Genomic DNA, 23,440 nt, shown 5'->3' with positions numbered 1-23,440 from the left:
TGGATATTTGCGGTCATCTAGTTTTCTCCTATTTGTAGTTAAACACATTGGTAGCTAGTTTGTCCGAGATTCGTGGAAATAGCGTGTAGCCTTTGTGGGCAACTGATAAGAGTCGTGGTAGATTGACTTCACGTTTATTTTTACCCAGAATACGGACAATCTTTTTAGCCACGTATTTAGGACTGAGGACAAACTTTTTAACACTCTCAAGATAAGCTCCAGAGGGGTCGGCTTGGTCAAAGAAGCTTGTCTCAATTGGACCTGGATTGACCGTAGTAACATAGACTCCTTTATCAGAAAGCTCTAAACGAAGGGCATCTGAAAAGCCAATTACCGCAAACTTTGTCGCTGCATAGACACTTGAGTTGGCTGTCGCAATTTTACCCGCCATACTGGCGATATTGACGATATGACCATGGCCTTGCTCCACCATTTTCTCAGCCATCAGACGTGAAAAGGTCATCGTCGCAAAGGTATTGATATCAAACATATCACGTACTTCTTGGCTAGTGTAATTATCATAAGACTTGAATTCACCGAAGCCAGCATTATTGATAAAGACATCAATACGGCCAAACCGTTGATAGAGATAATCGACCATTTCTTTAATGGCATTGTCGTCTCTAAGGTCAATAGCAAGACAAGTTTTATTTTCCACATGGCGATAACATTTCTCAAGTTTGTCCTTGTCTCGTCCTAAGAGGATAATACCATCACTGGGTGAGAGCTGCTTGACAATTTCTTGAGCAAGGCCTCCTGAGGCACCAGTAATAGCGATAATACGTTGTTTAGCCATTAAATCTCTACCTCTTCCAAGTCACGAACGATGTGAGTGTTTTCAAAAATCGTTTTAGCATCTGCTGCCATCTTACCGATATCACGCCCCAAGAATCGTGCTGATACATGATTTAGAAGAAGGCGCTTAGCTGAAGCATCTTTAGCGACCTGTGCTGCTTGCATGTTGGTTGAATGCCCATGGTTCTTAGCAATTTTTTCATCACCCTTACCATAAGTGGACTCATGAACCAAGACATCTGCACCCAATCCAAGACGAACACTGGCATTCGTCTTACGAGTATCACCTAAGATAGTGATAACCTTACCTTTCTTAGGTGCGGAAATAAAGTCTTTGGCAATAATTTTCGTTCCATCTTCAAGAACTACATCTTGTCCATTCTTAATTTGTCCAAAAAGCGGACCAAATGGTACGCCTGCTGCCTTAAGGGCCTCAGCATCCAAGGTTCCTTCGAGATCCTTTTGAACCACACGGTAACCAATACAAAAAATGGTGTGATCCAACTTATCTGCATAAACAGCGAACTTGTCATCTTCCATAACCAAGCCTAGCTTATGCTCATCAATTTCCTTAAAATGCACATGATAAGGTAAGCGTGTCCCCGAGGTACGAAGGCTGGTCATGACGTATTGCTTAATACCAACTGGTCCATAAACTTCAAGGTCAGTTTGTTCTTCGCTAGATTGGAAAGAACGACTAGCCAAGAAACCAGGTAGACCGAAGATATGGTCCCCGTGCATATGTGTGATAAAGATTTTTTTTACTTTACGAGGTTTGATTGTTGTTTCTAAAATCTGACGTTGGGTTCCTTCCCCACAGTCAAACATCCAGACTTCGTTGATTTCATCGAGTAGCTTCAAAACCAGACTCGACACGTTACGGGCCTTGGATGGCTGTCCGGCGCCCGTCCCTAAAAATTGTAATTCCATGACTTTCTATACTTTCTATCTATCGTTTTTCTTATTTCTGGACAATATAAGCCAGGCATTCACGCTGAGCAAAGCCATAATATACAGTTTGCCCTTTATATTGAGATAAAAGTTCCACTAATTCGTCTTGATTGAAGCTAGCTAACTTAATGACATTCCCCTTCAGTTTAGTGACACGACTAAGTAACTGAGTTTCTGGTGTCAACTCCTCCAACACTTCTTCGTCAAAATCAACCTTGGCCATCTTAATTTGAGTGCCTTCAAGATAAACCTTATACTGCGGGAAAACTTGAGCAAGCTCAAACAAAATGCTAGCTGTTGGAACCTCTAAATGCTCGGCAAAGACTAGGGCCACCTCATCGGCATTTTCATAGCAAAAACCATAAGATTTGCCTGACAAATTGAGACGAATAAAGGGCTTGTGTTCATCAAAAGATGGTACTGGATTAAAGAGGTTCAATTCTTTCGAAAGCTCCAAATAGTAATCCGTTGCTGCTTCTGGAGACTGTTTCTGGTAAATCTCTGCAAAATAAGCATTAATCACGCTTGGTGGTGGTGTAATAAAGGCCAGTTTTTGACGGTCTGAAAGGTCTGACAAGGTGTTTTCCAGATACACTTTATCTAGACTTGTAAAACCACCATATTTTAAAGCTAAATCCATATAATCAGTCATAAAACTCTTCCAATTTCCATTTATTTTTCGGTGAAATATAACCTGTAATTTCTTCCACTTCTGTCTCAAAAGTGTAGCTATCTAGCAAGGCCAATTGACTCAACTGATAAAGTTTATAAGCTTGATCCTGATGTACCTTAATACTAAAAGGTTCAAAAATCTGTTGAATTTCATCAATCAAGAGTCTTCTGAGGGCCTCACGACTTCCCTTGTCACGTGCTGAGAGGCGAACATTAGGAAAGACTGTTGCTACTAGATTATCAGCTACATCCATCTTATTGTAGATTGCTAGGCGAGGAATATCAGTCATGTCTAAGTCTTTGAGAATGTCTAAGACCACCTTTTCGTGCTCTTCGTGATTAGGATCACTCGCATCAATGACATGCAAAAGGAGGTCCACATTACGACTTTCTTCAAGCGTTGACTTAAAGGCAGCAACCAATTCTGTTGGCAAATCTTGGATAAAACCAACCGTATCTGTCAAGGTCACTTGAAACTGATCTTTTAAGTAAATTTTCTTAGTCGTTGCATCCAAGGTCGCGAAAAGTTCATTAGCCTCATATTGCTTATCATCCGTCATAAGGTTCATGATTGTTGATTTCCCAGCATTGGTGTAACCTATCAAGCCAATTTTAAAGGTACTTGAATCAACACGCTTTTCGCGAATAGTTTCTCGGTTCTTCTCAACAATCTTTAATTGGCGTTCAATATCGGCTATCTGGTTACGAATCGAACGACGATTGAGCTCCAACTGACTTTCACCAGGTCCACGGCTACCAATGCCCCCCGCTTGACGGCTGAGCATAATCCCCTGACCAGCTAAACGAGGCAACATGTATTTGAGCTGAGCTAGGTGAACCTGAAGTTTTCCTTCATGACTCCTAGCCCTCATGGCGAAGATATCCAAAATTAATTGCATACGATCGATGACTTTTACACCAAATGCTGCTTCAAGATTGGTATTTTGACGTGGGCTTAAACGGTTATTAACAATGACCGTAGTAATCTCATCCGCGTCCACCATAGCCTTGATTTCTTCTAATTTTCCTGAACCTACGAAGGACTTGCTATCATAGCGTTCACGTTTTTGGGTATAGCTAGCTACAACCTCTGCTCCTGCTGTTTTGGCAAGACTAGCAAGTTCCTCCATGGACATGTCAAAATGCTCTGTCTCTTGCAATTCAACACCTACTAAAATAGCACGTTCTTGCTGTTTGGCTGTCTCTATCATAGCAAACCCCTTTTCGAAATAGTCGACTTCTATTATACCATAGGCAGGGGCAAAGAAAAGGTCACAGACCTTAATTTTTTTCAAAGAAAAACAAGTTGGACTAACCAACTTGCTTCTTCTTAATGTTTACGTGTCGGTTTCTTTTTAGCCCCCTTACGACGCTTGCCTTGGTGAAGAATAGGCGTATTTTGAGAAATGGTTTGACGCATTTTCTCAGTGACCTTATCAACCTTATCTTTAGCCTTGACCAATTCTTGTGAGGCCTTGATTGCACTCTTCGAAGGTTTGTTTTTCTTAGTTTTGATCTTAGACACTGACTTTACTTGACTAGTCCCCGATGTACGCATACGACGAGACATTGCCAAGAGAATTTTATTTTCCTCGTTGAGGTTGGTTTGATAAGCCATCGAAAGCACCAAACCAACACCAATCAAGTTTGAGATGAGTGAAGATCCACCTTGAGAAATAAAGGGCAAAGGAATACCTGTCAGAGGAAGAATTCCTACTGCTGCCCCAATATTTTCAAAAATATGGAAGACAATCATCATAATAAAACCTGTAGAAATAAAGGTATAGAAACGGTTGTTAGACTTAAAAGTCACTCGCAACATGCGATAAATGAGGAAGAGATAGGTCAACAGAACCAATCCACCGCCTACCAAACCAAAGTCTTCTGCAATAACCGTGAAGATCATATCACTCTCACGAACTGGTACATTCAAATCAAGATGATTAAAACCTTTTCCGTATATCCCCCCAGTACCTATCGATACCATCCCTTGTGTCTGTTGAAAGGCGATGCCATCCGCATAGGTGAAAGGGTCCAACCAAGCTGAGATACGGTTAATCTGATAAGTCTGAACCCCTAACTTGAGCAAGGCTTCCTTTCCCCAATCTGTGATAAACACCATTATAAACAGAGCTACGCTAGCTGCAAAGGCTAGCACTACCGGCAAGATGATACGCCAGGATATTCCCGAAACCACTATTATACCCGCTAAAATAGCGAGGAAGACTAAGGCCGTTCCCATATCACCTTGAAGAACCAGTAAGCCTAAGACAGGAAGCGTGACCGCTACATATTGGAAAAGTAGCAGCCAGTCATCTTTAAGCTCAGTTACTTCTTTTCCTTGTTTAGCCCAAACACCTATTCTCGAAAGAAAAAGGATGTAGGATATCTTCATAAATTCTGATGGTTGAAAAAGGGTGACTGATCCAATACTGACCCAGTTTTTTGCTCCTGTCGAGGCAACCAAAGCGGGTGAATAAAAAACAAGAGGTAGAACCATAAGTCCCAGGCCAAAAATATAAAGCCAGGGAGTTACCTTCCAAAGAAACTCTGTATTAAATAACATGACAACAAAAGCAAGTACCGAACCAAGAAAAATCCATAGTACTTGCTGAGAAATGACTTGCACGAGATTCTTTGGATAATCAAAATTTGTCGCGATAAAAACCGAGACCAGACCAACCAGCAGTAAGATAAGGACTGGCAAGAGAATCGAGTAATCTATCCGACTTTCAATAGTATTTTTTGACTTAGCCATGTGTACTCCAAAATAAAGATTTAGCAAGAGTTATTATACCACTTTTTCGGCCAGATAAATGGCCTGAATGTATAAAAAGTTGTTAATTTTTTAACGAAAAAAGCAACCACAAATTACTTGATCATTGAAGTATACCCATTGACCTGAAGGAATTCGGATCCAACGATTAATAGCCTTGTCACAAGGTAACCCTTATCGTTTCTGTAAAACAAAAAGGTACTTCCAACTGATTTTCGGAGATGTTTTTGTGTATTTTGAAGTTTGCGTTTTCACTTAGTTGAAACCCACATCTAATACCCTAGTATGACATGCTAGATTACAGAGGAAGAGAACAGCTAAGCTAGAAAGCGTTGAAATATTAGTAGTATTTTTCTTCATCGGATTTCTCTATCAAAAACCTGAAGCGTCACTTCATGTTTTTATTCTTAGTATCAATCGGTTGAGATAATCCTTAATAATCCGTTACTTCTTTTCGGTCATGGACATTGCTTTGCTTGCCCCGACGTGCTTTAAGAACGGCTTCAACATCTTCAGGGCTAACCCCTGTTTCAACGAGCATGACTGCTAGGTGATAGAGGACGTCTGCTGTCTCGTTGGCAATTTCTTCTTTATCAGCATTTTTAGCTCCGATCACAACTTCTGTTGCTTCTTCGCCAACCTTTTTAAGAATCTTGTCTAGGCCCTTGTCAAAAAGGTAATTGGTATAAGAGCCTTCTTTGGGATTTTTTTTACGATCTAAGGCTTCCTTATAAAGTGTTTCTAACATATCTACTCCTATCTGTCTTGTCTGTCATCATATATATCCGTAAAGAAACATCTGTGTGCTCCTGTATGACAGGCAGCTCCTTCTTGTTCCACAGCGATAAGCAAGGTGTCCTGATCACAATCTGTCTTGATGCTTTTGACATGTTGGAAATGACCAGATGTGGCTCCCTTATGCCAAAGCTCGTTTCTAGAACGGCTCCAGTAATGCATTTGTTTGGTCTCTATGGTCAACTGATAGGACTCCTCATTCATATAGGCCAACATGAGCACCTGTCCCGTCTTGTAGTCTGTCACAATGACTGGCACCAGTCCTCCTTGTTTGTCAAAATCAAGTTTAACCTCTGTCATCATCTCACCTCAATTCCTGCATTTGCCAAGACTTGTTTGGTTTCGCCTATATTTACCTCACCAAAATGAAAGATAGAGGCTGCCAGTGCACCAGTCGCTGTTGTCTTTTCAAAGACCTCTACAATATCCTCAATATTTCCCGCACCACCAGAGGCAATGATCGGAACATCGACGACTTCTGCCACACGATTTAGCATTTCCAAATCAAAACCAGACTTAGTACCGTCCTTGTCCATGCTGGTTAAGAGAATTTCTCCAGCCCCCAAAGCGACGACTTCTTGAGCCCATTGGATGAGGTCCCTACCTGTATCCTTACGGCCTCCCGCCACAAAGACATGCCAGCTCCCATCAGCCATTTTTTTCGCATCAATCGCAGCCACGACACACTGATTGCCAAATTTTTGAGCTGTTGTATCGCTCTCCTTAAAGGTCTTGAAGCTACCATCTGAATAAACAGCAAGATCCTCGTAGTCACTGTTTCGATCAGTATCACGATAGACTTGGCCATTTTTAATCACATAGCCCGACTGATTAGCTCCGTAGTAGTCACCATTGATGGCAAAGATTGCATTGTTTTGCTGGGCAATACTTGAAGTAGTCTCGGTGATGTTGGTCCCATAGGTATTTTGTGCCAAAGCCGTTTTAAGGTAATCTGCACTCGAAAGCTTGATATCTGCCACATAGTATGTGGTATCACTGGTTTTACCTGTCGTGATTTTGATATCCATATTGTCATCTTTATAAGTCGTATCCGTCTTAGTTACCTTACCAGTGCTGGTAGATGTCGTCGACGACGCTGTGCTTGAGCTAGTCGTATTGGCTGAAACCGTTGAGACCGCTGAGGGAATGACAAAGACCTTTAAGAGAGAGTAGACATTTGCCCCCATCAGAAAAAGGGTAAAGAGTAAGGCATAGGCATGCCTTTTGAGAAATTTCATAGAAGACCTCCAATTGTGAAAGATAAGATAGAAACCATAAGTTTCTTTTGCTTAAAATTAGCATAACAAGCAAATCTTAAAATCTTCTATAATTCCCACAACCACGCCTTTTCTTTAAGTTTTCCTTAAGAAAAAGACAGCTTCAGTTGAAGCTGTCTTCACTATATAATCATATCTTCCGTAATGCCGAATTCTCTCAAGATCTCCTGAATCTTATCAAAGTTCAGACGGAAATGCTCTAATTTATGTCCATCAGACCCAATAGAATACTTGCGACATCCCAAATCCTTAACAAGGCCTAGCGCATAACGATATAGGTCTTCGTGATGATAGAGATACATGCTCTTTGCATTCAGCTCAAAAGCCAAATCATTAGCCATCATTTTCTGGAAAATACGTTTAAGCTGATTCTCATAGGCTTTTAGCTCATCAACAGTCACATCAAAAAGGCGGAAACCATAGTCAAAGTGGGCCAGAACATCTGCGTCCACACGACCAATGGCATACTCCAACTTGTCCAGATATTCTTGAATAATGCTAGCCTTGTCCATATCAGCTACCTCATCATCAAGGTAATCATTAACCCCATTATGGTGAACAGAAAGCAGTTTGAGATCATAGTCCTTACCATCCAAAAAGTCTAAAATATCGCTTTCTCTAGGCTTGTAATAACCAATCTCGATGCCTCGTTTAATACGATTGCCATACTTGAGATTGAGATTTTCAATCTCATGACTATATGCCTCGTACTCTGGCACATCGTCCTGTTTGGTATAAGGATTAGAGAGATCATAATGCTCAGTCGTTACAATCTCGCCATCAAAATGTGTCAAATAATCAGTAAAATCCGCATCCGAATCATAGGAATGATGGGTATGCAAATGGTTATCACGAATAGACATAATTACTCCTTATTTTTTAAAAATCTTCTTACCTGCTTATGGGCTAGCCAGGTCAAACTCACCATCAACCCCTCATAAATAATAAAGAAAATCACAAAACATTGAAGGAAATACTCTTCTGGCAAAACATTAATAATCGGGTCCAACATTGGATTAAAGAGCCAACTGCGATCTCCAGGAAAGAGAGCCTCATGAAAGAGAATGAAGAACTGATCAAATCCTAGGAAAAGTCCCACTACTCCAATAAGGATTGGTAAAACAGCTAGACTCAGATAAAGTCTACGATAGAGACCAAAAGTCCCCTTCTTCACATTTCGCCAAATAAAGCCCACAGCTGGATAGACCAGTAGGACAATAAGGACCTGAACCAGATGAAAGAGCCACTTGACATCATGAAAATGCTTAAGACCACTCTCTGACGACGGAAAATCAGGCATGGCCAGATGATTTACCCAAGGAAAAGTCAGGTACTGCATGAGGACATTGAAATTATGCCAAAGCTCCGTCTTTCCGATAATGACATAGTCCAAAAGACGCATCCAATCAACATCAAAATAATAGAAGCCCCATGCTAGGTAAATCGTAACTAGAATAGACAAGGCTAGGAGCCAAATGGGAGTCAACACTGCTTCAATCTTAGTTCGCATCAAAATCCCACTCCGCTAGACTAGCAAGTACATGGTCTGGTTTTACTGGTAAATCCGCAACCTCTTCCGCCTTGGTGAAGCCAGTTGTCACAAGAAGTGTTGGAAAGTCATTTTTAATGCCAGCTGTAATATCAGTCAAGTAATTATCACCAACCACAATAGTTTGGCTACGTTCTGTTCCAAGGATTTCAAGAGCCTTGTTCATGATAATAGCTTTAGGCTTACCAATAATGATTGGGGGCACACGTGTAGCCGCCTCGATAAGAGCTAAGAGTGAACCAGCACCTGGAAGCAGACCGCGTTCTGTTGGGATATTCAAATCTGGGTTTGTCCCAATAAACATAGCTCCTTTTTGGATAGCAAGTGTTGCCTTTACCAACATTTCATAAGTGACTTCACGGTCCAATCCCACTACCACATAAGCAGGATTTTCCTCATCTACCGTATATCCCGCATCCGCAATAGCAGATTTAAGCCCAGTTTCACCAATAACATAAACTGTCTTACCACGATTCATATCATTCATGTAGTCAACTGTCGCCAGGGTTGCTGTATAAATAGTTTCAAGAGGCGTTTCCAACTCGCACTGATTACGCAAAAGCTCTTGGACCATTTCTGGTGTACGCATACTGTTATTAGTCACAAAAAGATAGGGAATTTGACGCTTCTGCAACTCCTTAACAAAGGCCTCCCCTTCAGGAATACGGTCCTTACCCTTGTAAATGGTTCCATCTAAATCAATCAAATAACCTTTATATGTCATCTTACTTGTCTCCTATTTCTTTCCATTGAATAATGACTTGGGCATGAACATTACCATCAACACAAATCTGGTGTTGACTGCTTAAACTGTCTTGATCAAACTCATAGCCAGAATAAATTTCTGACCCATGATGAATTTCTTTAACGTACTTGAGGTCAATACGGGCTGGTGTGTACTTGGTCAAAAAATCCAAATCGAAAACATCCAACATCCACTCCAAGTACTTGCTATTATTAACGTGGCCATTCATGTCTAGGTCAAAATAACGCACACGATAAAGCGTCTCAATTGGATTTTCCAAAACCTTGTAGCGAGGACCCCGAAGTAACTTTTTAGTTTTTTCAGCCCCATAAGGTGCTACCACCTCATCTGGCACTTCGGCTACCTTACGCGTTTCATAATCCATAAGGGCAAAAGTAGTCTTAAAGAGCATGATTTGTTGACCAGTTTCATCTGTGATGTAAAAATTACGGTAACAGAAAATCTTATTATAGGAAATAGCTTCCGTTGTAATTGTCACCTTTTCATTGTAGCGAGGCAAACGGTCAATCTCAATCGCATAGTCTGTCACAATCCAAACCAGACCGTATTTATCAAAAACGTCCTTATCCGTATTTCCCAGAGACTCTGACTGCATACCGGATACTTGCAATGAAAAAGCCAGTAAGTGTGGTAATTTTACCTGATGCGTGATATCCGTCTCATAAAACGGAATCTGATAAGGAATACTAAATTTTAATCCCATCTAATCCTCCAAGATAAATTGTTCAGCGACACTATCACCCAAAAAGAGTCCTCGTTTGGTCATACGAACAACTTCTGGATCCTTGACCAAGAGCCCATCTTCCTGTAGTTTTTTTACAATGTCTCCATAAGTATCCGCGAATGACAAGCCAAACTTCTCTTCAAAACGTTTAATAGATACACCTGATTTTTTACGCAAACCAAGGAAGAACTCCTCCTCCATCATCTCCGCCTTAGTCAGATGCTCCTCGTGAAGTCTAGCATGACCATCCTCAGCTATAGCCTTAAGGTAATGCTGGATAGGTCCTCTATTGCGATAACGAACACCATTGACATAACCAGAGGCTCCAGCACCCACACCATAATACTCATCATTATTCCAGTACATGAGATTGTGACGACTCTCCATCCCAGGTTTGGTAAAGTTGGAAATCTCATAATGCTCAAAACCATTTTTTTCCAACTCTTGGATAATATAGTCAAACATCTCTGCTTCCAAGTCCTCAGTTGGTAGATTAAGCTTACCTCGACGCATCTTATTCATAAAGACCGTGTGATGTTCCAATATCAAGCTATAGAGACTTAGGTGTGGAATATCCAGTTCCAGTGCCTTTCTCACATTTTCCTTGACCTGATCCATGGTTTGACCAGGCAGAGCATAAATGAGGTCAATGGAAATATTATGGAAACCAGCAGACTTTAAGCTATCAATGCTTTCATAAATCTGTGCTTGATTATGACTGCGACCAATTTGACGCAAGTGCTTGTCATCAAAAGTCTGAACCCCTAAAGAAACGCGATTAACAGCAGATTTTTTGAGCACTTCAATCTTATCAACCGTCAAATCCCCGGGATTAGCCTCAATAGTAAACTCCTCCAGCTTAGACAGATCCAAGTTCTTCTGAAGATTGCTCAAAAGGTAATCCAATTGCTCTGCAGAAATAGCCGTTGGGGTCCCCCCACCAATATAAAGGGTACGAAGCTCCTTGATATTTAAAAGCTCCCACTCACGAATCAAAGCACTCAGGTAGTCATCAACGGGCTGATTTTTAATGAAGACCTTAGAAAAGTCACAATAATAACAAATTTGAGTGCAAAATGGAATGTGCACATAGGCTGACGTTGGTTTTGTTTGCATGTAACTATTCTACCATTTTTTAAGCAGAAATGAGACTTCGAATGATAAGAGTTTGAGCCCAAAAAAGAAGCCATCTCTCCAGATAGCTTCTTTACTTTATTTTGTTAATGAGAATGGGAAAGCATTGTAGTTGCTATAATCAAAGGTTGGTCCCAAATCAGAGATAAATTGAACTGGCGTATAAGTTCCATTTTTAAGAATAAAGCCAGGCTTAGCTTGGAAACCAGCTCCCCCTAGGCCTGTAATACCTGGAAGCAAGGTAGAAAAATCGCCACCCTCCCAAACATAGAGATTTCCAGAAATTTGAACAGCTTTTGCAGTTGTAGAGCTTTGACGATAGGGTTCGTAATCAACATTGAAATTTGCCTTTGAAGTGATGTTTCCTTCGGCATCAACTGTAAAACTAATGTCTGTTGCTTGAGGACTCGTACCTGTCCAAGTTCCAACCAAACCTGCTGGGACAGGAGCGTCACTTTGAGTATCAGTTGTTGCTTGACTAGACTTGTTTGACTCAGATGCAGCACTGCTACTTGTTCCTCCTTGAGCATCATTTCCAGCTGTAACTTGATTTTTTGAAGAGCTTGCTTCAGGAGCGCTCGCTTCTTTTTGGCCTTGAAAATCCTTTGAAGCTTCTGTCTTGGCCTTTTTAGCAGACTGCTTCTCAGATGTTTGTGTTTTAGCAGATGACTTCACTACTTTAGAAGTTGAAGTTGTCGATGATGCTGCAGTGTCTTTTTCTGACTTAGAGCCACATCCACCAAGAGCTATAGAAACAGCTACAGACAACAAAACAAGTGAGCAAACACGAATAACTTTTCTTTTCATTTTCATAAACCTCTTTTCTATATGTCTATTATATCTATTTTGTTACAAAAATCAAGTATTTTGTGTAATTTTTGTAACATTTATGTAATTAATTGTATCGCTGTCATAAGTTAATATATTCTTTTAACCAAAAAAGTCTATCACTCCCACAGGAATGATAGACTCTTGACTATTATTTAAGTACTCCTTATCTTATCTGATATTAGCGAGTACCTTCTCTTTCAAGATAACCTGAATAGGAATGATAGTAGCCATCTTCCAAGACAATAATGCGCTTACCACCATTCACAACTAGAAAATAGTATAAACCTTTCTCGTCATGGTAGATATCGTTAACACTCTTAGCTTGGTAACGATGTGACTTAAGAGACTTCTGTATTCTAGCAAACTCTTTTTGCACCTTACCATTATCTCCTCTGCCTGATTTATCCATCAGATATTCATTTAAAAGTTTAGCTATTAATATATCTATATCATCAGAATCTGTAGTCATAACACCATTTTCAGAGATAGTCGTTTCCCCTTCTGATTCATCTTCATAATTAAATGTCTTCCATTTTCCAACAAAAACTTTGGGAACCCCTGCCTTATGAAAAAGATAGCTCTTTTTTAAATCTTTGTTTTTTGATCCGTAGTGGGCTAGTTCTGATGAGCTTAAACCTAGAACAAAGTTTGTCCCAACTTTCTGAATCAGATTATAGTAGCCAGAATCTTCCGTCGTTACCAGTATGACCTCTTTTGTTTATAATTGATATTTCTTGTCAAAATCAGCAATAATTTTTAGTTTTGAATCACTGAGTTTCTCTAAGTTTGCTTCAAACTTCTGTCCAGCTTTCTTACCAGTAGAGATTTCTTTGATTTCTTCTTCCGTATAGCCTGCAACGAGTTTTGACTTCTTCCCATTTAAATCATAAACAAGCCCATCATTATTACCATTTACCCACAAACCACCTAAGTTTGTTCCTTTAGAAGAAAACAAAAAGAATCCAAGACTTTTTGCTACGACAAGAAATAAAGCAATGGTAAAACCTATAAAAGTCTTCTTACCAAACTTTTTCTGTTTAACAAAGACAAGCTGCTGTGCAGAGGAGTAATTGACCAGTCATCTGATTTAGTAAAAATATGGCTTCTTCAGTCCCAGATTTACTATTGCTAGAAAAAGTAGCTTGCTTTTCTTCCATGACAAATTCACCATTTAAAAGGGCCTGCTGACACTCTTGAATAGTGGGCTTACGATTATTAATCGCTTCAAAATATTCAATCTATTCTTTTCTATGCATCATCTCTCCTAATAATTCTTAATAGAAAAATCTATCACTAGCTTATAAGTGATAGATTTTCCAATTATTTAAGCACTTCTTGTGTCTTAGCGTAGTTAGCTTCAACAGCTTCTTTTTCGGCTTTCCACCAGTCTTGGTGATCTGTGTACCACTTGATCGTTTCTTCCAAACCTGATTCGAAGTTTGTGAATTGTGGTTCCCAACCAAGTTCTTCACGCAATTTTGTTGAATCAATAGCATAGCGCAAATCGTGACCAGCACGGTCTGTGACACGGTCGTAAGCATCTTTTGGTTGACCCATTTTTTCAAGGATGAGTTCAAGAACTTCCTTGTTATTCTTTTCACCATCAGCACCAATCAAGTAAGTTTCACCGATACGGCCCTTAGTAAGGATGGCCCAAACACCAGTTGAGTGGTCATTAGTGTGAATCCAGTCACGAACGTTTTTACCTTCACCATACAGTTTGGGTTTAATCCCTGACAAGATATTGGTGATTTGACGTGGGATGAATTTTTCGATGTGTTGGTATGGTCCATAGTTGTTTGAGCAGTTTGAAATAGTTGCCTTAACACCAAATGAACGCCCCCATGCTTTAACGATAAGGTCTGAAGCAGCCTTAGTTGATGAGTATGGTGATGATGGGTTGTATTTTGTTTCTGCTGTGAATTTTTCACCAGGACCTTCACCGTGACCAGGGAGATCTTCGCGCAATGGAAGGTCACCATAAACTTCGTCTGTTGACACGTGGTGGAAACGAATATCGTATTTACGAGCAGCTTCCAAGAGTGTGTAAGTACCAATAAAGTTTGTGTAGATAAATGGCGATGGGTCGTTCAATGAATTATCATTATGGCTTTCAGCTGCATAGTGAACGATTGCATCAGCCTTAGCAGCCAATTTATCAACCAATTCAGCATCAGCAATATCACCAACAACCAATTCAACACGGTCACCAAGGATTTCTTCAATGTTAGCACGGTTACCAGCGTAAGTGAGTTTGTCAAGGACAGTCACATGTACGTCTGGATGGTTGTTGTAGACATAGTGTACGAAGTTTGAACCGATGAAACCTGCGCCACCAGTTACGATGATATTTTTATATTCAGTCATTTTTTCTCCAAAAAATATTGTTTTTTCTTAATCGTTCCTTTCGCTAGCGAGGGACGCCAGCAACCCTTCGGTTTCATGGCTAAATCCGATGCCGAAGTCTCCGGATTCCCCTACAAGATTTCCTTATGGGGATCTTGTTTCCACTAGGGCAGGAACTATCCTAACAGGCTCCTTGCAGTCGCAAAAATGCTGTGCAAGGTTTATTTTTACAAATCTTCTGCTCTTAGTGGCTTAACGTCTTTGAGCAATGGGTGATTTTTATCTGCTTCTGAGACTTCTGCTTCTTCCAAGTTTTCCCACTTGATATCAAGGCTTGGGTCAGCATAGTTGACAAAGGCGTATTTAGGTTTTAGCTCAAGTGCCCAGTAATCGTTTACGAGGTAGCTATATGACACTTTGTCAGACAAAACTTGGAAACCATTGGCAACACCACGAGGAACGAAGATTCCTTTTGAGGCATCAATGACTGTTTGATAAGTATTCCCAAAAGTTTCGCCTTCACGAAGGTCAACCCATGTTCCAAGAACCTTTCCTTCATCTGCTACTGAGATGTATTTATCCCAAGGCTCAGCGTGCAAACCACGCAAAACATTTTTACGTGAGAAAGAAACGTTATTTTGCAATTTTCCTTCTGCAAAGAATGATTCTGGAAAACCAAGTGGCAACATCTTTTCCTTTTGGAAGTTTTCCTTGAACCATCCACGGTTATCTCCATGAACAGGAATATCAAATTCAATCAGACCTGGGATAGCATCAATCTTACGTGCAGCTAGTTCTTTTCCAAAAAATTGTTCAGTCATTATGATTCTCCAATCAAACGGAGCAAATATTGTCCGTATTCGTTTTTCTTAAGTGGTTGTGCCAATTCAAGAACCTGTTCTTTAGTGATATACCCCATGCGATAGGCAATCTCTTCAAGGTTAGCTACTTGGACATTCTGCAAACGTTGAACTGTCTCGATGTACTGAGCAGCTTGTAAGAGACTTTCGTGAGTACCTGTATCCAACCAAGCAAAGCCACGTCCCATCAGCTCAACAGAAAGATCTCCACGATCTAAGTAAGCCTTGTTAACATCAGTAATTTCAAGTTCTCCACGAGGGCTTGGTTTGATATTTTTAGCAATTTCCACGACATCATTGTCATAGAAATAAAGGCCTGTTACAGCAAAATTTGATTTTGGATGTTCTGGTTTTTCCTCGATTGAGATGGCATTCATATTGTCGTCAAACTCAACAACACCAAAACGTTCTGGATCCTTAACTTGATAACCAAAGACTGTGGCACCTTTTTCCTTAGCTTCAGCACGTTGAAGCATGGCAGAAAGACCATTGCCATGGAAAATGTTGTCCCCTAGCACAAGAGCAACACTGTCATCACCGATGAAGTCTTCACCAATGATAAAGGCTTGAGCCAAGCCATCTGGACTTGGTTGTACAGCGTAGGAAAGGGAAATACCAAACTCTGAACCATCGCCAAGGAGCTCTTCAAAACGTGGAAGGTCCTGTGGTGTTGAGATAATGAGGATTTCCTTAATACCAGCCAACATAAGCGTTGAGAGTGGGTAGTAAATCATTGGTTTATCGTAAATCGGCATCAGTTGTTTTGATGCAGCACGTGTCAGTGGATACAAACGTGTCCCTGAACCGCCTGCAAGAATAATACCTTTCATAAGAAGGCTCCTTTTTTCTCTAATATATTACCTATATTTTAGCATTTTTCAGCCCTCTTGTCACGGTAAACCCTATGTTCTTAAGCTTTCATTAAGAAAATCACAAGTGTCCATTTTCTTAATCAAATGGAATAAGAATTTCGAATGAAATCCTTTTCTTGCACTATTACTCTTGGGAATAGTGATTGTCATCCTTTTCTTAAATTTTAATATGTTGAGGGGCTTTACAACTATTGCTCTTTCTTCCTAACGTACTGAGTCACTGGATAATCTGCACTGTCCAAGCTACCAGAGCGATTCATGGCCAAATCAACTAGATTTTTTCCAATAAGTGGACCAGTTGTAAGCCCTGAGGAACCTAGACCTGAAGCAACGAAGACGTTTTTAAGCTCTGGAACTTCTCCAAAGAAAGGCGAAAAGTCACTGGTATATGCTCTAGTTCCCACACGTTCAGAGAAGGACTTAGCAGTACTTAAGTCAGGGAAATAGGTCTTAGCCTCCTCCTCCAAACCTTCTAGAATAGCTTCATCAACCGTTAAATCAAAGCCTTTGTCATTTTCGTGACTGGCCCCTACCGAAATCTTTCCACCAGCAAAGGGAATGACATCTAATTCACCCTCTGGCATCAGAACTGGTAATTTACCAGTATCTAACCCATCAAAGAAATAATCTCGTAATTGACCCTTTTGGGGGCGAACATCCACCTCAAAACCAAGGGGTTCAAGCGTTTGACCTAGCCAGGCACCACAAGCGAGAATGACCTTGTCAAAAGTTTGACAATTAATCTCATAAGACCCATTATCAAGAGAAGAGAGTGTAACTGGCCCCTCTACCTTTTCAAAACCAGAGGCATTAATCAAAGTTGCTGTCAATTCTGCCCCTTCGACTCTGGCTCCTCCTGAGGCATAGAGATAACGGTCAAATCCAGTAAATTCAGGGAGGTTGTCAGCATTTTTTATAGAGAGTTCACCAATAATAGGTGACTCTTCTAGCCTAGTCTCAGCATGCTGATACAAACCGTCCAACTTACTATCGTCTTTCTTGAGAAGGGCTACACCAGACTGATCATAGAAGCTCGTGTCGTAACCATCATTTTCAAGATTTGAAGTTAACTCTTGGTAAAAATCAGCTCCCAAACGAGCCATACGATACCAGGCCTTATTTCGGCGTTTAGAAAACCAGGGACTGATAATCCCTGCTGCTGCCTTGGTTGCTTGTCCAAGACCATGGTCAAAAACGGTAACCTCTACATCTTTTTCTTTTGATAAGTAATAGGCAGCCGTTGAACCGACGATACCTGCGCCAACAATTGCAATTTTCATTTTTTACTCCATCTATTTGAAAAAAGCTGAGACCTATACATATAGGCACAGCTCATCATTAATCATTTATCCCAAGGCCACATCCATAACCATCATGACTACAAAGCCAACCATAAGCCCCAAGGTTGCCACATCAGTATTACCATTGGTCTGTGATTCAGGAATCAATTCCTCTGTTACCACAAAAATCATGGCACCTGCTGTAAAGCCCATCATGATGTCTAGCAATTTACGGCTAATATTCTTGAAGAAGAAAACTATGGCTGAGCCAACAATAGTACATCCCCAGGTAAAGAGACCCGCAAGAAAAGCCAAGAAAACAACATTTTGATGTAACAGCCAAGTCATAAACACATTCTCCTACAAATGATCAAAAGGATTGGTTGATGACTGAGTTTCAAGTATCGTCACATTCCAATTATGCTCACGTTTCCAGGCTTCAAATTTCTCAGCAATCTTTGCGATAAAGAGGGCTTCGATATGATGCCCAGGATCAATAGCCAAGAGACCATTAGTAATCATTTCCTGACCTGTATGGTAATAAACATCACCCGTGATAAAGACCTGTGCTCCCTTTTTCAAAGCATCCTTGTAAAATCCTTGACCGCTACCACCACAAATAGCCACACGGCTAACAAGAGGATTATCATGGTCATAACGAACCAATCGAACACTGTCCAAGCCAAAAACTGCTTTTACTTTAAGAGCAAGTTCTTCAATGGTCTGTGGCACGATATCACCCACTCGACCAATTCCATGATTTTCAGAAGTCTGTGTTAAATAAGTGGTGTCTTTAATGTCAAGTAACTCGCAGAACCAATCATTAAGGCCATCATCAACTACATCAATATTGGTATGGCTGACATAAACAACAATTTCGTGCTTAACCAAGTCAAGTAAAATATCACGATCCGGTGAAGACACCAAGTCCTTAATCGGACGGAAGATAGGGGCATGTTTAGCAATGATGAGGTCCACACCTTTTTCAATGGCTTCAGATACTGTATTTTCACGAACATCCAAGGTAACCATAACCTTCTGAATCTCCTTATCCAAACTACCAATCTGCAAGCCAACCACATCACCTTCCATAGAAAACTCCTGTGGACAGAATTCTTCATAAGTCTTAATAAGTTCACTAGCTAACATGATTCAAAACCTCCTTAATGGTTTGAATTTTATCTTCAATAGCTGTACGATCAGCCTGATTGGCCAGTGGAATGAATCCTAAAGCAATCTCTAATTTATTGATTTCGCGTTGCCATTTGAGCTGGAAAACCTGAGATTGGTCTTTCATGAGATGAGGACCAAAACGTACTTCCTTGTCCGAAAGGCTCATGTGTCCAGCTTCTGCCACCATGATTTCGTAATATTTGCCATTTTCAGTCATGATAGACTCTGCAATAATCTCAAAACCATTTTCCATCAACCAGATACGGAGATCATCTTCACGATTATTTGGTTGTAAAATCAGACGGTCTACGCCCTTAAGTTTGTCCTTTCCAGCATCAAGGATGTCCGCAATAAGACGCCCCCCCATACCACAAATCGTTATAGTGGTTACATCGTCAGCAGGCTCAAAGGCAGCCAAGCCATTAGCCAAGCGCACCTCGATTTTATCATTGAAATCATAAGCTGAGACATTTGCTAGAGCTGATTCATAAGGGCCCTTTACCACTTCACCAGCAATAGCTGAAGTAATCAGGCCTTTTTCAACTAAATAAATCGGAAGATAGGCATGATCACTGCCTACATCCAAGAGTTTTGCGCCTTTGGGAACATAGATTGCTACATCCTTAAGGCGTTGAGATAATTGTACGTACATATTTCATCTTTCTATTTTTTAAGTCTCTTTAATTATATCAAAAAAGGAGGTTGGTAAGAAATGCTTTTAACACATTTCCTAACAACTTCCTTTTTATTTATACCTTTTCGCCCGTAAAGACAAAGAATTTAGAAATAATATAATTCAACACAATGATAAGGACCTGAGCAAATACACTCTCTATACCATTTACCCATGCCTGACTATGACCAACAAATTGACCAATAATTTCTGGATAGGTATCGACCAAGAAGAAGGCTAATGCCAAATCCAAGACCAAGGTCAAAAGGCGGGCTCCTACGAACTTAACAAAGCGCGTGGCCATACCGGTCGTTTCCTGATTAAAGACAAAGATGTCATTTGTAAAAAAGGCAAAGATAATGGCAATCGCATTGGCCAAGACAGCCGATAGGGTCCCTTGTTGGGTCAACTGAAAAATAAAGGTACGACTAACCATGTAAACCAAAGTTGCCAAAACCCCAAAGAAGAGATATTTGAATACTTCAGTAGCCATGAAGGCTCTGAGTTTAGCTATCATACTCAGTCCAATCCAATTTCTGCACGAACAACATCAGCAATCGTATCAACATAATAGTTCACTTCATCATCTGTTGGTGCTTCTGCCATAACACGAAGGAGAGGTTCTGTACCACTTGGACGAACCAAGATACGGCCATTTCCAGCCATCTCAGCTTCCATTTTTTCAATGATAGCGGCAATTGCAGGAACTTCCATAGCTTTATCTTTCAGGCTATTTTCCACACGGATATTAACCAATTTTTGAGGATAAATGGTCACTTCTGCTGCCAATTCAGACAAGCTCTTACCTGTTTCAACCATGACTTTAGTCAATTGGATAGCTGTCAATTGACCATCACCAGTTGTGTTGTAATCCATGATAATAACGTGACCAGATTGTTCGCCACCAAGGTTATAACCGTTTTTACGCATTTCTTCGACAACGTATCGGTCACCAACAGCAGTGACAGCCTTGTTAATACCCTCACGATCGAGAGCCTTGTGGAAACCAAGGTTCGACATAACTGTTGTAACAATGGTGTTTTTAGCTAACTCACCTTTTTGGGACAAGTATTTACCAATGATATACATCACCTTGTCACCATCGACAATATCACCATTTTCATCAACGGCAATGAGACGGTCACTGTCACCATCAAAGGCAAGACCGATTGCTGAACCAGTTTCTCTAACTAAGGCCTGCAATTGCTCTGGATGTGTAGAACCTACACCGGCATTGATGTTAAGGCCATCAGGTTGATCACCAATAACAGCGATTTCTGCATTCAAGTCAAGGAAAATGTTACGTGCAGATACCGCAGCCGCACCATTAGCTGCATCCAAGGCAACCTTCATACCACCGAGGTCAAGACCAGTAGCCACCAAGAATTTTTCGTATTTACGAAGACCTTCTGGATAATCCACAAGTGTTCCAAGTCCCTCCGCTGAAGGGCGTGGAAGCGTATCTTCTGCAGCATCTAGAAGAGCTTCAATTTCTGCTTCACGTGCATCATCTAATTTAAAGCCATCTCCACCAAAGAACTTGATCCCATTATCAAGAGCTGGATTGTGACTAGCTGAAATCATTACACCAGCACTAGCATTTTCGGTACGTACCAAGTATGATACACCTGGTGTCGCAAGCACTCCAAGTTTGTAGACTTCAATACCCACTGAGAGCAAACCTGCTACTAAGGCAGATTCCAACATCTCACCAGAAATACGTGTATCACGAGCCACAAAAACTTTAGGACGGCCAGTTTCATGTTGACTAAGCACATAACCACCAAAACGACCTAATTTAAAGGCCAATTCAGGCGTAAGCTCAACGTTTGCTTCTCCACGAACACCGTCTGTTCCAAAATATTTACCCATAAATTTACTATTAGTGCTTGTGCACTAAATCCTCCTTAAACTTTGATGCCGTTTAGCAAGAGTCAATCTAGTGAACCCTATCTAGATAATCTAACTGTATAAGATTGCACCAATATTTTCAACCCTTGTTTTAAAATATTATTAATTGGTTACATTTTTATGAGACTAATCCCTCTCAATCCAATCTATTATATCTGAATTTGATAAAAATGTAATCCCCTCACTTTTGCGTGACTTTCAAGTTAACCTTCACAGTACTTGGTTGCACTGTGACACCTTCTGCTGTAAGCTCTAAGGTTTTCGATGTATCCTTAGTTACTTGGCTAATGTCTACAGGGACTGTGATGCTATCGATTTTATCCATCTCTTCTTGACTACCAACAATGGTCACATGACCACGATCAAAACTATAACTGATATTAGACACGTTGCTAGCCTTATCGCCAGTCAACTCTAGCTTAACTGGAACTGATTTACTCAATTTTCTCAAACTAATCTTAGCATGAACCTTAGCTGGGGAAATTGAACTAGCTAGAATCGTTCCACTAGACGAAACTGCTTGAAGAACCAAGTTACCATCATAATCATCAGACAAGTTGTCATCGCCTTCCAAGACTGCTTGAACGTGATCAATTTGATTGATGATATCCTCACTTGACGTCACCTCTACCTTGGTTTCATTCAAGCTAACCTTTTTCACTTCATAGCCATTAGCCAACTTATCCTGTGTGATATTTGCAACTACATCAAATGTCTTACTAGCTTTTTTACCTATGGTTGCTGTCAAGGTAGATGGTGATACTTGGGCAGACATTCCAGCCGGTAAATTCTTAACCTGAATAGGAACACGACTTGTCCCTTGGCCAAGATTTGATAAATCTGCAACCAACTTAAAATGACGTGTATCACTTGTTGCTTCAGTCGTCAAGGCCAATTGTGTCGTTGCTGTCAGATAGACCTCAGCATCATAGGAATAACCACTGATAAAGTACTTATCACTATCATATTTAATATCCACAGGAACCGACTCAACGGTTTGTGTAAAGGTATTAGATGCACTTGAGCTATTGTTTTTATTTTGCGTATTTCCCGACCATGCCGTGAAAAAGAGTACCACAGCAAAGAAGAGAGCAACTAGCATCTGCCATAAACGATCGTTTTTAAAGAAATTTACAAAACGCTTCATTTTTTGCTACCTCCCATCCAACGTTGGAAGAATGACTGACGTGGTTCTTGTTCTTTCAACAAGATAAGACTCAACTCTTGTTCAAATTCTTGAACAGAGAGATCATGGATGAAATTTCCCTTGTACGCAATTGAAATCGCACCAGTTTCCTCAGACACAATAAAGGTCAGTGCATCTGTCTGCTCTGAAAGACCAATAGCAGCCCTATGTCTAGTCCCAAATTCTTTGGAAATCTTATTAGATTCCGTCAATGGCAGATAAGAACAAGCCGTTGCAACCTTGTTATCTCTGATGATAACTGCCCCATCATGAAGAGGTGTATTTGGAATGAAAATATTAATTAACAGTTCCCCAGTCACCACCGCATCAAGTGGAATCCCAGTCGCAATCTGCTCTTGTAAGGTCTGAGTCTGTTCAATAGAAACCAAAGCCCCAATCTTACGAGGACTCATGTACTTAACAGCTTTAACGTAGGCTTGAACTAATTTCTCGTCTGAGCTAACCTCTTTATTTTGCAAAAAATGCTGAGGCGTACGTCCAAAGGTTTCAAGAGCAGAACGAAGCTCTGGCGCAAAGATCACAACCGCCGCAATAGCTCCATAGTTGATAACCTGATTCATCAAATAAGAAATCGTCGTGAAGCCTATAAAATCAGAAATCAGTTTGACTAAAATAAATAAGACAACCCCTTGAACAAGGGTCATAATTTTTGTCCCTCGTAGGGCCCTAATAAAGCGATAAATTAAAAAAGCAACAATCAATATGTCCAAACTATTGACGATAACTTTCAGCGGACTATCAAAGAGTGACCGCCAAAAATCAATATCAATGGACGAAAGTATTCCCATACATATCACACTTTCTTTTAATTTTTAAACAGTTTCTATTATACCACGAATTCTAACTAT

The 23,440-nt window shown here is 40.4% G+C and carries 26 protein-coding genes and 1 pseudogene; all 27 read right to left on the bottom strand.

Annotated features, from left to right (window positions below):
• Positions 1-28: 28 nt before the first annotated feature.
• The 27 genes and pseudogenes from ADF62_RS05035 to cdaA all read right to left on the bottom strand — a co-directional run bounded on the left by ADF62_RS05035 (position 29) and on the right by cdaA (position 23,380).
• Positions 29-796 (bottom strand): SDR family NAD(P)-dependent oxidoreductase, encoded by a 768-nt coding sequence (locus tag ADF62_RS05035; RefSeq protein WP_003092437.1) that lies wholly within the window; start codon positions 794-796, stop codon positions 29-31.
• Complete coding sequence (gene rnz, locus ADF62_RS05030) at positions 796-1,725, bottom strand: ribonuclease Z (RefSeq protein WP_003096969.1); 930 nt, start codon at positions 1,723-1,725, stop codon at positions 796-798. The genes ADF62_RS05035 and rnz overlap by 1 nt, the downstream gene beginning before the upstream one ends.
• Positions 1,726-1,756: 31 nt before the next feature.
• A complete protein-coding gene (locus ADF62_RS05025; protein WP_003096968.1) occupies positions 1,757-2,398 on the bottom strand; it encodes a hypothetical protein in 642 nt (213 codons plus the stop codon).
• Positions 2,391-3,629, bottom strand: coding sequence for a GTPase HflX (gene hflX / locus ADF62_RS05020; protein ID WP_048788255.1), 1,239 nt, complete (start codon positions 3,627-3,629; stop codon positions 2,391-2,393). The genes ADF62_RS05025 and hflX overlap by 8 nt, the downstream gene beginning before the upstream one ends.
• A gap of 377 nt (positions 3,630-4,006) precedes the next feature.
• Positions 4,007-5,176: pseudogene (locus tag ADF62_RS05015) on the bottom strand (FtsW/RodA/SpoVE family cell cycle protein); the annotation flags it as partial.
• A gap of 451 nt (positions 5,177-5,627) precedes the next feature.
• Positions 5,628-5,942 carry a phosphoribosyl-ATP diphosphatase gene (gene hisE, locus ADF62_RS05010; RefSeq protein ID WP_048788234.1) on the bottom strand — a complete coding sequence of 105 codons (315 nt, stop codon included), beginning with the start codon at positions 5,940-5,942 and terminating at the stop codon, positions 5,628-5,630.
• Between the two features lie 8 nt (positions 5,943-5,950).
• Complete coding sequence (gene hisI, locus ADF62_RS05005; RefSeq protein WP_037621427.1) at positions 5,951-6,289, bottom strand: phosphoribosyl-AMP cyclohydrolase; 339 nt, start codon at positions 6,287-6,289, stop codon at positions 5,951-5,953.
• Positions 6,289-7,227, bottom strand: a complete 939-nt coding sequence (locus ADF62_RS05000; protein ID WP_048788233.1) for a HisA/HisF-related TIM barrel protein — start codon at positions 7,225-7,227, stop codon at positions 6,289-6,291. Before ADF62_RS05000 ends, hisI begins: the two co-directional genes overlap by 1 nt.
• Before the next feature lie 161 nt (positions 7,228-7,388).
• A complete protein-coding gene (locus ADF62_RS04995; RefSeq protein WP_048788254.1) occupies positions 7,389-8,123 on the bottom strand; it encodes a PHP domain-containing protein in 735 nt (244 codons plus the stop codon).
• 8 nt (positions 8,124-8,131) lie between these two features.
• Positions 8,132-8,776, bottom strand: coding sequence for a TIGR01906 family membrane protein (locus ADF62_RS04990; RefSeq protein ID WP_003096955.1), 645 nt, complete (start codon positions 8,774-8,776; stop codon positions 8,132-8,134).
• Positions 8,766-9,539: a TIGR01457 family HAD-type hydrolase gene (locus ADF62_RS04985; RefSeq protein ID WP_003096954.1), complete on the bottom strand. Its 774-nt coding sequence runs from the start codon at positions 9,537-9,539 to the stop codon at positions 8,766-8,768. Before ADF62_RS04985 ends, ADF62_RS04990 begins: the two co-directional genes overlap by 11 nt.
• A 1-nt stretch (position 9,540) precedes the next feature.
• Positions 9,541-10,284 (bottom strand): acyl-ACP thioesterase domain-containing protein, encoded by a 744-nt coding sequence (locus ADF62_RS04980; protein ID WP_048788232.1) that lies wholly within the window; start codon positions 10,282-10,284, stop codon positions 9,541-9,543.
• A complete protein-coding gene (gene hemW / locus ADF62_RS04975; RefSeq protein WP_003096952.1) occupies positions 10,285-11,421 on the bottom strand; it encodes a radical SAM family heme chaperone HemW in 1,137 nt (378 codons plus the stop codon).
• Between the two features lie 96 nt (positions 11,422-11,517).
• Positions 11,518-12,252 (bottom strand): hypothetical protein, encoded by a 735-nt coding sequence (locus ADF62_RS04970; RefSeq protein WP_003096947.1) that lies wholly within the window; start codon positions 12,250-12,252, stop codon positions 11,518-11,520.
• Positions 12,253-12,448: 196 nt separating this feature from the next.
• Positions 12,449-12,739: a hypothetical protein gene (locus ADF62_RS11870; protein WP_003096944.1), complete on the bottom strand. Its 291-nt coding sequence runs from the start codon at positions 12,737-12,739 to the stop codon at positions 12,449-12,451.
• A 249-nt stretch (positions 12,740-12,988) separates the two neighbouring features.
• Positions 12,989-13,225 (bottom strand): hypothetical protein, encoded by a 237-nt coding sequence (locus ADF62_RS11865; RefSeq protein ID WP_003096942.1) that lies wholly within the window; start codon positions 13,223-13,225, stop codon positions 12,989-12,991.
• Positions 13,226-13,590: 365 nt separating this feature from the next.
• Positions 13,591-14,637, bottom strand: coding sequence for a dTDP-glucose 4,6-dehydratase (gene rfbB, locus ADF62_RS04955; RefSeq protein ID WP_048788231.1), 1,047 nt, complete (start codon positions 14,635-14,637; stop codon positions 13,591-13,593).
• Positions 14,638-14,843: 206 nt separating this feature from the next.
• A complete protein-coding gene (locus tag ADF62_RS04950) occupies positions 14,844-15,437 on the bottom strand; it encodes a dTDP-4-dehydrorhamnose 3,5-epimerase family protein (RefSeq protein WP_048788230.1) in 594 nt (197 codons plus the stop codon).
• Complete coding sequence (gene rfbA / locus ADF62_RS04945) at positions 15,437-16,306, bottom strand: glucose-1-phosphate thymidylyltransferase RfbA (protein ID WP_048788229.1); 870 nt, start codon at positions 16,304-16,306, stop codon at positions 15,437-15,439. Before rfbA ends, ADF62_RS04950 begins: the two co-directional genes overlap by 1 nt.
• A 230-nt stretch (positions 16,307-16,536) precedes the next feature.
• Positions 16,537-17,628, bottom strand: a complete 1,092-nt coding sequence (locus tag ADF62_RS04940) for an NAD(P)/FAD-dependent oxidoreductase (protein WP_003096932.1) — start codon at positions 17,626-17,628, stop codon at positions 16,537-16,539.
• 66 nt (positions 17,629-17,694) lie between these two features.
• Positions 17,695-17,976: a hypothetical protein gene (locus ADF62_RS04935; RefSeq protein ID WP_003096930.1), complete on the bottom strand. Its 282-nt coding sequence runs from the start codon at positions 17,974-17,976 to the stop codon at positions 17,695-17,697.
• 12 nt (positions 17,977-17,988) lie between these two features.
• Positions 17,989-18,777, bottom strand: a complete 789-nt coding sequence (locus tag ADF62_RS04930) for a Nif3-like dinuclear metal center hexameric protein (protein ID WP_003096928.1) — start codon at positions 18,775-18,777, stop codon at positions 17,989-17,991.
• Positions 18,767-19,453 carry a tRNA (adenine(22)-N(1))-methyltransferase gene (locus ADF62_RS04925; protein WP_048788228.1) on the bottom strand — a complete coding sequence of 229 codons (687 nt, stop codon included), beginning with the start codon at positions 19,451-19,453 and terminating at the stop codon, positions 18,767-18,769. The genes ADF62_RS04930 and ADF62_RS04925 overlap by 11 nt, the downstream gene beginning before the upstream one ends.
• A 97-nt stretch (positions 19,454-19,550) precedes the next feature.
• Positions 19,551-19,991 (bottom strand): GtrA family protein, encoded by a 441-nt coding sequence (locus ADF62_RS04920; protein ID WP_048788227.1) that lies wholly within the window; start codon positions 19,989-19,991, stop codon positions 19,551-19,553.
• A 2-nt stretch (positions 19,992-19,993) separates the two neighbouring features.
• Entirely contained in the window at positions 19,994-21,346 is a 1,353-nt protein-coding gene (glmM, locus tag ADF62_RS04915; protein ID WP_003092462.1) for a phosphoglucosamine mutase, read from the bottom strand.
• Positions 21,347-21,566: 220 nt separating this feature from the next.
• Positions 21,567-22,532, bottom strand: coding sequence for a CdaR family protein (locus tag ADF62_RS04910; RefSeq protein ID WP_048788226.1), 966 nt, complete (start codon positions 22,530-22,532; stop codon positions 21,567-21,569).
• Positions 22,529-23,380 carry a diadenylate cyclase CdaA gene (gene cdaA, locus ADF62_RS04905; RefSeq protein ID WP_039976172.1) on the bottom strand — a complete coding sequence of 284 codons (852 nt, stop codon included), beginning with the start codon at positions 23,378-23,380 and terminating at the stop codon, positions 22,529-22,531. The genes ADF62_RS04910 and cdaA overlap by 4 nt, the downstream gene beginning before the upstream one ends.
• Positions 23,381-23,440 lie beyond the last annotated feature (60 nt).

This window comes from Streptococcus sp. 1004_SSPC (genome assembly GCF_001069025.1).
Lineage (GTDB): Bacteria > Bacillota > Bacilli > Lactobacillales > Streptococcaceae > Streptococcus > Streptococcus vestibularis.
The sequence above is the reverse complement of the archived record's forward strand: the minus strand, read 5'-3'. Positions and strand labels throughout refer to the sequence as shown.